Below are 12,684 nucleotides of genomic sequence, written 5' to 3'. Positions count from 1 at the left end.
GCATACATTTATTGATTAAAACACCAGCAGTAATCCCCACTTCAACGATTAATTACTGCCTTCAATAACTGTTGAAGCAATAAAACAGCAATCAATTTTTATTTACTTATACCGGCCGCCTTAAACATTCACGCTGTTATTATTAAATGCAGCGATAAATAGTGATTTCAAATTACAGCATGAAAGGCTCGCTAGTAACGCCAGGTAAATGTGTAAAGTTATTTATCAAGTAAGAAAATTAGCCTATGGTGTAAAGACCTAAATAAAAAGGATTTATCAATGGCAAAGCTTTCAGAAAAAACGTCCCCGCTACTTCTAATTAGCTTGTTAACGTCTGCGTTAACTGCCTGTGGTGACTCAGAGTCAGAAGTAAACTTAATTGAGGATGCCAATCAGCAGACTCCAGGGACATTAACGACTCCTACAACCCCAACGATAAACACCAGCGCTACGGATATAACCAATGTTTTATTAACGAGTAGGAGTGGCTCCTGTGTCAGTTACATTGGTGAATATCAATCTAGTGTGGTCGATATTCAACGAGCTGTGGATTTCAATGGCTCGGTGGTAATAACACAAAGTGGTAATGAATGTATTTTTACCGTCAATGAAATCCCCAATCACAACTTTAATGACACTAGTGCCGCTTTTGCCACCAATGTTGCTGAGCAACAAGGCAGCTACCGCGTAACTAGCTCTGCCACTATTGCCTCCAATAATACTGAGCTATCACTACAAACCACCAACGGTATAATGCTAAATGGTGTTTTGTTAGATATTTTACCAGCAGCTTGTTATGACACAGGCAATGAACCCTTAGGGCAAGAGCGCATAGGTTGCGGTATGGAGCAGATTGATCATCCGTGGCGTTATGATGCTATGTCGCCCCATAACGGTTTTGGCACCGATGAGCATAACGCCCATACCCAACCCGATGGTACCTATCATTACCACGCGAATCCTATGGCACTATTTGAACAAGACTGCGGTATATTAACCCTCGCGTCACCTGTTATTGGCTTTGCCGCTGATGGTTTCCCTATTTATGGCAGTTGTTTTGAAGAAAATGGTATCGCTAATAAAGCACTGTCTAGTTATCGATTAAAATCAGGCGCAAGGGTTGCAATTAGCGGTTATCAAACCCCAAAAGCAGGTGTTGGCTTAATTAATAGTGATAATTATGATGGCCAATTCAGGGGCGATTATGAATACGTTGCTGGTTTAGGTGACTTAGATGAATGTAATGGTAAAACTGTTGATGGCCTATATGGCTATTATGTAACAAATACCTACCCCTGGGTAATGGCCTGCTTTAAAGGCACGCCAAATACTAGTCTCGTTAAAACGGGTAATGCCATAGTCAATCGACTACATGGTCATTGAGACTAGGCAATAAAAACAAAAAAGCATCGACAGTAAGGTTATTACTGTCGATGCTTTTTATTTTACTTATCTTATTTATATTGGTTATTTCATTTAGACAAGCTTAGTTATTTTAATGACTCTACTGCAGCAAGGGCTTGGGTAAAGTCACTTAATTCCATCTCGACACACTCATCGTTACCTTGCCAGTTAATACCAACAATAACGCCATCTTCATTTAAGTCTTCTAACCAAAATTCAAACCAATCGGCCAAGCTAATTTCACAAGGCACATAGTCTTGCCATTCATCAATACAATGTTGTTGGGCTAAGGCGCTACTTGACCAAAGTGGCATCACATCAGTGTTTTCAAAACTAGGCGAATCAAGCACTACCCAGTCTTCACTGGTTTTGTCTTGTAGTGCCCAAAGTACTTGTGTCGGTTTAGTTTCAGCCAAAAAGACTGCTAAAGTTTCATTGTTATCGCTCATAAGCTCATTACTGGTAATTATCTGAATACGCTGATTATAACGGAGTTGCCGTCATTGGTCATGTTATTGTGCTGACCTCACTAAGCTTAGTGATAAAATTAAAGGCTTTTTATTTACTCATTTAATCTATAGAATTAGCGACCATTTCAAACTGAGACCCTGTTATGTTTTCTCGAGTAATCAGCATCTTATTGGCAGTTTTTTTCTCTTCGCTGACATCCGCCAATAATATTAGTCAGTTTAACAAGCAATTTTCCGATATTTTCGCTAAGCAATTAAAGCACTATAGTATTCCCGGTGGCGCTTATGCCATTGTGCAAAACAATAAAATTGTTGCCCTAGAAAACTTTGGTTATACCGATAAAGCTAAATCTCACCCTGTTGATAACAACACTGTTTTTCGTTTAGCCTCGGTATCTAAAACCTTCGCGGCAACCATTACCACTATGCTTGCGCAGGAAAAAAAATTAAGCCTCTCAGACCCTATTACCAAATATGTACCTAACTTTGTTTTAGCCACTGATGGCGCAGCACAAAAAATACAACTCAAACACCTGTTAAGTCATTCAACTGGCTTAATGCCAAACGCCTTTGATAATCTGCTGCATGAAAACTGGGATATGGACAAAATTATCGGCAGATTTGACCGCATAACGCCAATTTGTCAGCCACAGAAATGCTATGGTTACCAAAATATAGCCTACGGTATGTTACAACCTGCCATTGAAGCTAGCCAAGATAAAAGCTATGCCACTTTATTACAAGACAAGGTATTTACCCCACTTAATATGACCAACGCCTCGGTTGGTATTGATGTCTATAAAGAGCAGGTAAACACTGCCAAGCCGCATATTCTGCGAAAAAGAGTCAAGACCGGAAAAAAGGATTCACAAGGTCGCGACATTAGAAAATATGTCTGGCGCACGGTAAAAGTTGAAGATGATTATTATAAGGTAGCCCCTGCCGCTGGTGTTAATGCCAGTATTAGCGACTTAGCGAAATGGTTAATTGCCAATTTAGGGCATAAGCCTGAGGTATTAACTCCTGCACTGTTAACAGAAGTAACCACGCCGAGGATAAGAACTCAAAAAGATCTACGCCGACGCTATTGGCGTAAATATTTAACCGATGCGCATTACGGTTATGGCTGGCGAATTTACCAATTTAAAAACCGAAAAATAATTTATCATTCAGGTTGGGTCGCAGGGTTTCGTGCTGAAATAGGTTACTCACCTGATCTAGACTTAGGCTTTGCCATACTCATCAATGCTGAGTCAAACGTCATCAGTAAAGTATCAAGCCAGTTTTGGTCACAAGTAGAAGGTTTATTTAGTAGGCCTTTAACCAAGCGCACTAAAAGTTAGGTTCAATAACTATTTGATCATTTACTCAAAAAATCATTTAAACAGCACTTAAACAAGCCAAGTACACTAAGTTATTATACAGAATAGTAAAATAACGACTCACTCTGTTAACATCTGCCTTTTAAAAGATAATAAACCGGCCTGTTTAGCAGAAAATTTTGTACAAAATAGCTATTACAAAAAATAAATAATACAACAAGGCTACGACACAAGTCGTAGCCTTGTTGTATATACAGGAAACACCTACCAAAACAAGCCTACCTCAGTCATCTTTTGTTACATCTATTAACAAACCTTTTCGAACTTTCGAGCGACAATTACAATAATAAAAATAATTTATAAGTTATTAATAAGTCTCTATGTCCTTGATAAAAAACAGCCAAAAACTTACTTACACTCTATTCCTTCTTGTTATTGCCACCCTGCCCTTGAACCTTGCGGCCAAGCAAGGAGAGCGAAAACGTTTTCAATTAACCCACAATAAAGCCGTTATCAAGGTTGATGGTCGCATGGATGAAGCCGTATGGCAGACCGCTACGAAAATGGAATTAAAATATGAAAAGAGCCCAGGTGATGGTACGCCATCGCCAGTGAAAACAGAGGTATTCTTCTATGAAAACGGCAGCTCTTTTAACGTTGCCTTTATCGCCTATGATCCAAACCCAGAAAAAATCAGAGCGTCTTTAAGAGACAGAGATAGTTTATGGGCTGATGATAACGTCGCCATTATCGTCGATACCTTTAACGATGAACGCAGCGGTTATGAATTTTTTGTTAACCCTCTAGGCGCACAAGCTGATGTTAGAATGGACGACACTGATGGTTGGGACGAAGATAGTTCATGGGATGCAATTTGGGACAGTGCAGGACAAATTACTGACTTTGGTTATGTGGTTGAAATGAGCATTCCTTTTAGTGCACTGCGTTTTCCCGACTCGGATGAAAAACTGGTATGGAACATTACCGGTTGGCGAAATTATCCTCGTGATGTCAAGATACAAATGGCCACCAATATATTTGATCGTGATATCAAATGTAATCTTTGTCAGTTTAATCAGCTGGTTGGTTTTGAAGAAATCAAACCAGGTAAAAACTTTCAATTAACACCAACACTTACAGTGTCACGTGCCGATGAAAAACCTGATTTACCTGGCGAGTGGCAAAACGGTGATGTTGAGGTAGAGCCTGGCTTAGATGTTCGCTGGGGGTTAACACAAGACATAGTACTAAATGCCACGTTAAACCCTGATTTCTCCCAAGTAGAAGCCGATGCCGGTCAGTTAGATGTTAACAATACTTACTCTTTATTTTACCCAGAAAAAAGGCCTTTCTTCTTAGATGGCGCCTCATATTTTGATACTACTAGCTTTAATTTTGTCCACACACGTAATATTGCCGATCCTGATGTGGGTTTAAAGTTAACAGGTAAAACAGGTGAGCACAGTTATGGTTTAATGCTAGCTGATGACAGTAATACTTCCTTTTTAATGCCCGGCAATCAAGGCTCTGATATTGCTACTTTAGATGAAAAATCTAATGTTGCCATAGCACGTTATAAAATGGATGTTGGTGAGCGTAACAATGTTGGTGTCTTAATGACTCATAGACAATCTGACAATTATCACAATACGCTAGCATCATTTGATGGCACCTACTGGCTCAGTCAAAATGATAATATTCAGTACCAAGTTGCCCAATCTGATACTAAAAACACCACTGACGTGATGGAAGAGTTTGATGTCAGTGAAAAACAAACCGGCACAGCTTTTAGGGTGAATTATTCTCGTGGTACCCGTGATTATAATTTAAAAGCCGGCTACACCAATATTAGTGAAGATTTCCGTGCCGATTTAGGTTTTCAATCACGCAGTAATATCGAGCGCGTCGTTTTAGGTGGTCGCCGTACTTATTACGGTGAAAGTGATGATATCTTAACGCAATGGGGCTATTTTGGCGATTGGGATAAAACCTACGACCAAGACGGTAAAGTACTCGAAGAAGAGTATGAAATTCATGGCAACTTACAAGGTCAAAAACAGTTTTATACTAACTTTGGCGTAGTGCACAGGGAAAGATTGTATGAAGAGCAATACTTTAAAGAAACACAATTTAAAACCTTTGTTGAAATGAGGCCAGTAGCAAACATCAGTATCGGCACCTTTTTCAAGTTTGGTACACAAATTGATTTTGCCAATGCGCAATTAGGTGATGTGGTTTACATCGAAGCTTTTACCCAATGGGATGTTAATCGACATATTAACGCCAGTATTAACTATAACTACTCGCACCTAGATGTTGATGATGGCCGCTTATTTACCGCGCACCAATCCGACATAAGGCTCAGTTATCAGTTTAGTATGCGCAGTAAACTTAAACTTGTGGTGCAATACACAGATATTGCCCGAGATGTGGCTTTATATACTGAAGAAGACCCTGAGGACTTGCCCGACGCACAAGATAGGTTTTTCTCGAGCCAGTTAATTTACTCATATAAAATCAACCCGCAAACGTTATTCTTCCTGGGCTACTCCGATGGTGGTTATCAAGATGATAGCTTAGCTCAATTGACCCGAGATGAACGCTCTGTCTTTACCAAATTTAGCTATGCTTGGCAGATGTAGCTTTGCCTCAGCTGAATAAGTGACAGAAAAAGCATAAGAAAAAAGCGATGTTCAACATCGCTTTTTTCTTGCCGAATTATCACTATCCTAGCAATCACTATAACGATTAAAGCACTAATTTAACTTATCAATAATATCAGCCAAGGTTAGCCAGTGGTCACTGTAATCCACAGGGATTTGGTGTCGTATGCCATCGTGCTCAAGCACTAAAGAAGGAAAGCCCTGTTGGCTTAACTGTCTCGCTAAACTAATCTGTCGTGCTAATTCTTGCTCAGTTTCCGCCGAGCTAAGATCATTGATAAATTGATCTATATCTAGCTCGAGTGATTGCTGTTGAGACAACTCTCTTGCCAAGCCAATTAAGACATCAACATTTGAAGGGTTTAAAGCCCTTAAATAATAGCCTTGCTAAATAGCATCAATCATAGGTTTTTGAACCGCTTGCTTATGGGCGGAAATTGCAGCTCGACAAGCATTATAGGTTGAGCGCCTTGGTGTATTTTCCGTCCAAAAAGCATGATTAAACGTTGTGCCTAGCTTATTTTCAATAGTGCGCCAATGATTTTGGATCATCTGTTGCTGTGCTATGGGCATTGAAATGTTGCTGTCCGGTGCTAAGCCGCCAGCAACGTATTCCACTTTGATAGCAGCAGGTAAATTTTGTTGTAAAACATCCCAAACAGGACGATAGCCCCAACACCAACTGCACATTGGATCATGGAGATAGTATAATTTTATGCTCATATAGCGCCTTTATAATGAGGTGTTAATTAGATTAAAGGTTAAAAACTGCCTGACTGCTTAACTACTACTTAACTGCGATTAAAACCATTTGAAAACATGTGCTAAATAAAAACAAATAACTCGTTATAAACAGCGAGGATTCAGCTCTACAGGATAAAGTTGGACACTTTAGCCATATGTTGAAAACCGCTTATTCTCTATACTAGCGGCAACTTAATGCTATTTAAATGACTTTCAAATGCTAAAAACTCTGAGTAAGACCATTTTATCTATTTCTCTGCTGCTTGCTAGCTCAATAGTGAGTGCATCTTTGATCACCAATGGCAGTTTTGAAGAATTATTATTTTCCGAAAATACCAAATCTCAAGGCCTAGTTCATCAAACTGATTTACAAAACTTTGCTAACAAAAAAAGTGGCTGGGATGTTTTTTACACCCTTCCAGGTTGGGTGACCACAGCGGGTAATGGCATAGAATTACAGAAAAATATTGTCACTAAATCTCAAGACGGTAGTAACCATATAGAGCTAGACTCTCACTCCAGAGGGGCATCAAACTCAGTGATGACACAGACACTTGCTTCACTCACCGTAGGCGCGGAGTATTTATTAGAGTTCTCTTACAAACCTAGGACAAATAATCATAACGATAACGGTATCAATGTCTTTTGGTATGACGCAGCAATAGACTTTAACTTAGCGATGACTGCTGACTTTGCCATTAATGGCATAAGTAAAAAGAACAAAGACTGGACAGTACAATCAATATTATTAACAGCTGAGTCTGAAACAATGGATTTAAGCTTTGGCGCCTTTGGAAAGCAAAATGGCCTAGGTGGCTTACTTGATAATGTTTCTTTAGTGCAAGTAAGTAACGGCCCAACAACAAACATCCCCGAGCCTTCAGTGTTCGCGCTATCAATGTTTGGCTTGGCATTATTAGTGCGCCGTCAACATAATAAATCAAAATAGCACAAGCTAATCGATACCTAAGCAATGGCTAAGCTTTCGAATATATTACCTAGTTAATATGTGGTTAATTAGTCGCTTCTTAGTAAGCCATTAGTTGGTAAGTAAAATGAATGTTCGCCCTTTATAACTTTCTCGGTCAGCCCCCCTCTTTTATAAGAGTGGCTGAGGAAGTTCCCTTTTTTATTAACACAGATTGCTGAATAGTTGCGCCTTAACCTCAGCAAAACCGTCTAGATTTAACAGTTCCGCTTTTTGCTCTAATTCACTGAGATCTTTACGCCCGGTTGCTAGCGCGTATAAACATGACAACATAAACAGTAGCAATTCATCTTGCCTGCTCGATTTTGCTTCTTGCTTACCTACTTTATCTAAATGATTAAGTTGTTTAATCACACTGGCATCGATATGCCATAAAGATAACATTAAGCTTGATGCGCCATAAATACTAATCCCCATAGCCTGATGAATGTGATGATTTAACGAAGGTAAATCATCAATTCCCTGCAATGAATGCAACATAAGTTGGTGCTTAACCGCCTCCTTATGGCACAGTAATAGTATGCCGAGTAAGGAAAATACCAGTACTTGTTCAATAAAGGCAATATCAAACTTAACGTCAATACCCGCTGATTTACGCATTAATTGAAAAAATTTAGGCGCAGTCACAAAAGCATGAGTACATTGGTTAATAAGCTTTTGATCGACATGTACAGCTAGCGCATCTTTAACTGAATAGATAACCGCTAAATTAACCACAGCATTTATGCCTAAATTACGACTAATTGCTTCTTGGATATTGTTAGGCGTCTTACCGTAAATAGCTTTACTGGCAAGTCCCATTAAACGTCCGGTGAAAATAGCATCGTTCGCAACAATATCTATCACGCGTTGTAAGTCAAAATTGTCTTTATCTTTTGCCTTTAGTAACAGCTGACAGCTATCTGGCAATGGCGGCATATTTTTCGCGATAGAGCTTAAGTTCTGCTGATTATCTTTATCATCGCCGAGAAGGGATAGTTCACGAAACTGCACAGGGCTTAGACCAAACTTACTGCGAAAAGCGCGCTCAAAGGTGGCACGTTCCGAATAACCCAATTTTACAACTAACTCGCTAACACTAACCGTTTGAGTTAATAAGGCATGCACACACAGCTCATTCAAAAATTTATGCTGAATGAGTTTAAAAGTAGTTTCTTCTAGGGCAAGTTTACGCCGAAAAGACGTCATGCTCATCGCGAGTGCTGTTGCACACTGCTCAATGGTGAGTGTTGCCGGCAAATCACTTTTGCTGAGTAGAGTATTAACGGCTTCGGTTAGAAATAATAGTTTTACAGTCATCGGATTAGTGTATTTTTTTAATTGAAGAGTGCTTAAGGCTATAAGCACAATAACCTACCACCAGAGTTTATAGAAAGCCCAAAAAGCGCCAAAGACAAATATAAAACCTGTCATGTACTCTGCTAGCGCATGGTAATTTGGATTATGGGATTTTTTATCAGCTTTTCTAATGCCGACAAGAAAACAACAAAACAGCATAAAAGAGGCAAACAATTTAAGAATTATCATTCACACCTCCAACCAGCTGTATACTGTGGTAAGCGATTAAAGCTATAACTTTCTAATTGCTCTTTGGGCATTATCATAGTTTTTTCTCGTTAAACGCAGCAGCGCCGTTCGAATAACACCTCGTGTTAGCTCCTCTTTTGAAGCCGCTACTTTCATGCCAAGTGCTTGCATAATACGACGCATAAACCTCACTACCCAATAACTAATATTATCTGCCAGATCAATACCTTTAGATAGAATGTAAGCGAGTTTATCCGCCAGAGTAGCTACTCCCATAACCGCACCTTGTAAGGCTGCGACAACACTAATGCCTATTTTCTTTAGCACGTAAATCAGAGCGGACTCAGCCCAACGTAAAAAAGTATGCGAATCAGCACTGGTATATCTTTTAGAATTTAGCCACTGCTCAATAGCCCACTCAACATTATACGGTTCATCTGGCACGCTATTTAACGCAGTCCAACTTTTACTTCTAACCGATTCGACATATTTACCCATTTTGTGGGCCGCGCCACTAAAAACTAATTCTGATGACTCGATAAAATGTCCATTAGAATTATAGGGGGCTTGCATAAAGGGAAATAAGGCCACCATTGGTACAGGATCGGTTTTGTGATAAACCCTGTGTATATTTTCTACTTTAAGATTATCGGTAGTACTTTTAGCAAAAAAATAGGTACCAACTCTTGGCGCGCCAAAGGTATAAAGCTTGACACTTTTACCGGCTTTTTTCTTAAGCCAATCGGCAGCCAGTGAGGCAACGGCACCACCAAGGCTATGACCTATACAATGTACGGTGCCGGTAACTTTATTCTTGGCTAAAAAGGTTCTTATTTGTGGCAACATACTGGTAAAAGTATTATTAAATCCCACATGAACCATTTGGCCAGTACTTGAGCTAGTTAGTCCTATATTACCATCTGTGACAAAGTCAGCTTTATTATTTGCGGTAGTGGTACCACGAAAGATGAGAAACAAATCGCCTTCATAACCTTTTCCGCCCATAGTACAGAGTCCAAAACCATCCATAGCTGAAAGTAAAAGATTACCACCAACGGTTGCGGTTAATGAGGATGCAGTATTTTTTTGAGAAAATATCTTATCTTTTAAAAGATCCTTTAAAAGTAATGCTCCTGCTCTGGTTTGAGTTGCATTAATAGCATAAACTTTATCTGCAAAGCCAGCAGCTTCTTGAGGTCGTAATTCCATTGCATTTATATATCCTTATATTTAATAATGTTACATATATTATTTAAATTCTGGCATGCCCTGCCAACGGCATCGAGTTGAAATCATTGAGCGGGGCATGTCTAGGCTTAACCTTTCAGAATCTAAATCACAAACTAATTCATCTAAAGGGCCTGCTAAATCGGAATAGGTTTCTCCATCAAACTTAGCAACGACCCAAATAGCAATCTCCTCACCATCTAACTCAACAATCAGTAAGATTTTCCCAACAAATTGAGCTAACTTTCCTAAGTTTAATATTTCCTCATAGGCTGGGATGCTAAAGTTACCTTTATCATCAGTAACAAATCCATCAATTTTTTCACCTTCAAAACTAGTCCACTCTACATAACGAGTAATATTGGTGTTAGCTAAAGGGGTCCCCCCCTTCATTAAGATCCCTTTAAGTGGTGAAGAAATAACATACTTTTCCTTACCGTCCTTTCCAAATATCCCTAACATGCTTGATTCCTTGTTTGCTACTTCTTTTGATTTACTCTGCTCAACTATTCTATCTTGTGAAGTACTTTCACCTGAACAACCTAACAGTGTGATAAAAGACAATATACTGATTATTAATTTCATTCATTGTGGTCACTTATTTTACTTAAGTAAAAGACTAAAGCTTTTACATAATATTTACAATAAATTGTTCTATTACACCTAGAAGTGTAAGCATGCTTGATAGAAAGGAAGTTATCAGGAGAAATAAAAGATATGAAGGCATAATGACAACTTAAAAAAGTTTAGACACTTGGTAAAGTACCTAGCGCTTTAAGATGTCGTTATGCCCTAATAGAGGGAATTTTCGATGATTTTGGTATTTTTGAATCAGGCTAAGTTAACTTACTGCTAATGGTAAAGCGTTATCGTCATATCGCTTGCTCTGCACTGCTCTTAGTTGGTGAAATGAACCAATAAATAAAAATAGATAACCGAATAGCTCTAAACCTTCTTGAATGATAGTTTTATAAATATGATGGTAATCATCATTCATCACTTCCTTCCAAAGCGTACCTGAACCAAATAACCGGCTAAAAATCATGATAATAACTAGACCAACTAAAATATTGAAATAGGCATTAGTTTGACTAAATGAACGAACAGAGCTAACTAGATAGTCACTATGCCTCACGCTATAAATGATCACCGAGCTAGCTAACAAGAGAGTTGGGTACAACCAAAAGCCGTGCACTATCATGTCAAAGTAAAAATCGAGTTCGCGTAAAAACATACAGCCAAAAAATCCAGCCACTAAAATAAACAATGTCCGTGATTCCGCTACTTTAGTTGCTGACCAAATAAAGATGCCTACACTCGCTAGCAATAACAGTTGCTGAAATAGCTCAGTCAGTGAACGTTCAGACAAATTATTTTCTAAGACAAAATAATCGATATTAATGGTGGTAATAACACCTGCCGATAGCAGTGAAATAATGATAAAAGGTAATACCAACATTTTAAATATTTGCAACAAAACAAACTCCATTCGTAAAAAGGTTAAATTATATTAAGTGAATTAAAATTATTTGGCTAAGGCCGCTAATTCTAAAGTAACGTGATCTATGCCCTGCTTAGCTATTTTTTTATTAAGCTCTGCTTGTTTTGTGCTTAATAATGAAATGCCTTCTATCGTGATATCAAACGCTTTCCATTGCTTGGTTTTTTTATTTTGTCGCATTTGAAAAACGATATTAATGGTTGGTGCACCTTGCTCAATAATTTGAGTTTTAATGCCAATGATCCTTTTACCTTTAGTCGGTTTTTCCGGCTCAAAAATCACTTGCTGGTTTTTATACTTAGCTAAAGCAATAGAGTAGGTTCTTACCAAGTAATGACGCATGGCTTCAACAAAATCAGCACGCTGCTGTTTTGATATTTTTTTCAAGTGTTTACCCAAAATACGATAGGAAGCATAGCGATAATCTATTGCGGGCATTAGCTCTTCTTCAACAATGTCGCGCATTAAATGTGGAAATTTAGCAATGGCTTGTTGATTAGCCGATATTCGTGAAAATAAGTTAGTACCCGCTGTTTTTAATACTACGTAAGGGGAAGCACTATCTAGATAAGAGAGTGCTGAAGGTACTGTTGCTAAAGGTACTGAGTTAGCTGATGCCGCCATTACCGCTGTAGCAATAGTCGAAGATAAAAAAAAGGCTAAAAGGCTTTTTGCTATCAATGTTCTCATGGTAAGAAATCCTTGAATATAAAATGTGTACTACGGAATAGGTCAAAACATACCGACCGAGCGGTATGTTTTATTTATGGCGAGATAATAGCACCGACCGAGCGGTTTGTGAAAGATAATCTAAAGAATAAAAATGTTTACGAAAGTG

Annotated in this window: 13 protein-coding genes; 4 read left to right on the top strand and 9 right to left on the bottom strand. The window is 38.6% G+C overall.

Annotated features, from left to right (window positions below; genetic code table 11):
- The first annotated feature begins 279 nt into the window (after window positions 1–279).
- Window positions 280–1,383: a YHYH protein gene (locus HRT55_RS10425; RefSeq protein ID WP_291621021.1), complete on the top strand. Its 1,104-nt coding sequence runs from the start codon at window positions 280–282 to the stop codon at window positions 1,381–1,383.
- A gap of 107 nt (window positions 1,384–1,490) precedes the next feature.
- On the opposite strand, the gene HRT55_RS10420 is transcribed toward HRT55_RS10425, so the two are convergent.
- A complete protein-coding gene (locus HRT55_RS10420; protein WP_291621019.1) occupies window positions 1,491–1,853 on the bottom strand; it encodes a DUF2750 domain-containing protein in 363 nt (120 codons plus the stop codon).
- Between the two features lie 164 nt (window positions 1,854–2,017).
- On the opposite strand from HRT55_RS10420, the gene HRT55_RS10415 reads away from it, so the two are divergent.
- Together HRT55_RS10415 and HRT55_RS10410 are read left to right on the top strand one after the other, a co-directional pair.
- Window positions 2,018–3,217, top strand: a complete 1,200-nt coding sequence (locus HRT55_RS10415; protein WP_291621017.1) for a serine hydrolase — start codon at window positions 2,018–2,020, stop codon at window positions 3,215–3,217.
- Window positions 3,218–3,576: 359 nt separating this feature from the next.
- On the top strand, window positions 3,577–5,838 hold the full coding sequence (locus tag HRT55_RS10410) for a DUF5916 domain-containing protein (RefSeq protein WP_291621016.1): 2,262 nt from the start codon (window positions 3,577–3,579) through the stop codon (window positions 5,836–5,838).
- A 114-nt stretch (window positions 5,839–5,952) separates the two neighbouring features.
- Here HRT55_RS10410 and HRT55_RS10405 read toward each other — a convergent pair whose 3' ends face one another.
- Window positions 5,953–6,180, bottom strand: a complete 228-nt coding sequence (locus HRT55_RS10405) for a hypothetical protein (RefSeq protein ID WP_291621014.1) — start codon at window positions 6,178–6,180, stop codon at window positions 5,953–5,955.
- A 66-nt stretch (window positions 6,181–6,246) separates the two neighbouring features.
- Window positions 6,247–6,582: a DsbA family protein gene (locus tag HRT55_RS10400; protein ID WP_291621012.1), complete on the bottom strand. Its 336-nt coding sequence runs from the start codon at window positions 6,580–6,582 to the stop codon at window positions 6,247–6,249.
- Window positions 6,583–6,820: 238 nt separating this feature from the next.
- Between HRT55_RS10400 and HRT55_RS10395 the strand changes: the two genes are divergently transcribed.
- A complete protein-coding gene (locus tag HRT55_RS10395; RefSeq protein WP_291621011.1) occupies window positions 6,821–7,552 on the top strand; it encodes a hypothetical protein in 732 nt (243 codons plus the stop codon).
- Between the two features lie 183 nt (window positions 7,553–7,735).
- On the opposite strand, the gene HRT55_RS10390 is transcribed toward HRT55_RS10395, so the two are convergent.
- The 6 genes from HRT55_RS10390 to HRT55_RS10365 form a co-directional block, all read right to left on the bottom strand.
- Window positions 7,736–8,890: an HDOD domain-containing protein gene (locus HRT55_RS10390; protein WP_291621010.1), complete on the bottom strand. Its 1,155-nt coding sequence runs from the start codon at window positions 8,888–8,890 to the stop codon at window positions 7,736–7,738.
- Window positions 8,891–8,944: 54 nt separating this feature from the next.
- The gene (locus HRT55_RS10385) at window positions 8,945–9,118 is read right to left on the bottom strand and encodes a hypothetical protein (protein ID WP_291621009.1); all 174 of its coding nucleotides are present in this window, start codon (window positions 9,116–9,118) and stop codon (window positions 8,945–8,947) included.
- Between the two features lie 42 nt (window positions 9,119–9,160).
- Window positions 9,161–10,327: a lipase family protein gene (locus HRT55_RS10380; protein WP_291621008.1), complete on the bottom strand. Its 1,167-nt coding sequence runs from the start codon at window positions 10,325–10,327 to the stop codon at window positions 9,161–9,163.
- A 39-nt stretch (window positions 10,328–10,366) separates the two neighbouring features.
- Window positions 10,367–10,930, bottom strand: coding sequence for a DUF6795 domain-containing protein (locus HRT55_RS10375; protein WP_291621007.1), 564 nt, complete (start codon window positions 10,928–10,930; stop codon window positions 10,367–10,369).
- Window positions 10,931–11,186: 256 nt separating this feature from the next.
- Complete coding sequence (locus HRT55_RS10370) at window positions 11,187–11,822, bottom strand: hypothetical protein (protein WP_291621006.1); 636 nt, start codon at window positions 11,820–11,822, stop codon at window positions 11,187–11,189.
- 48 nt (window positions 11,823–11,870) lie between these two features.
- A complete protein-coding gene (locus HRT55_RS10365) occupies window positions 11,871–12,536 on the bottom strand; it encodes a phospholipid-binding protein MlaC (protein ID WP_291621005.1) in 666 nt (221 codons plus the stop codon).
- Between the last annotated feature and the right edge of the window lie 148 nt (window positions 12,537–12,684).

The organism is Colwellia sp. (assembly GCF_013214175.1).
Lineage (GTDB): Bacteria > Pseudomonadota > Gammaproteobacteria > Enterobacterales > Alteromonadaceae > Colwellia.
Note: the sequence above shows the minus strand (reverse complement) of the source record. Positions and strands in the feature narration are given on the sequence as shown.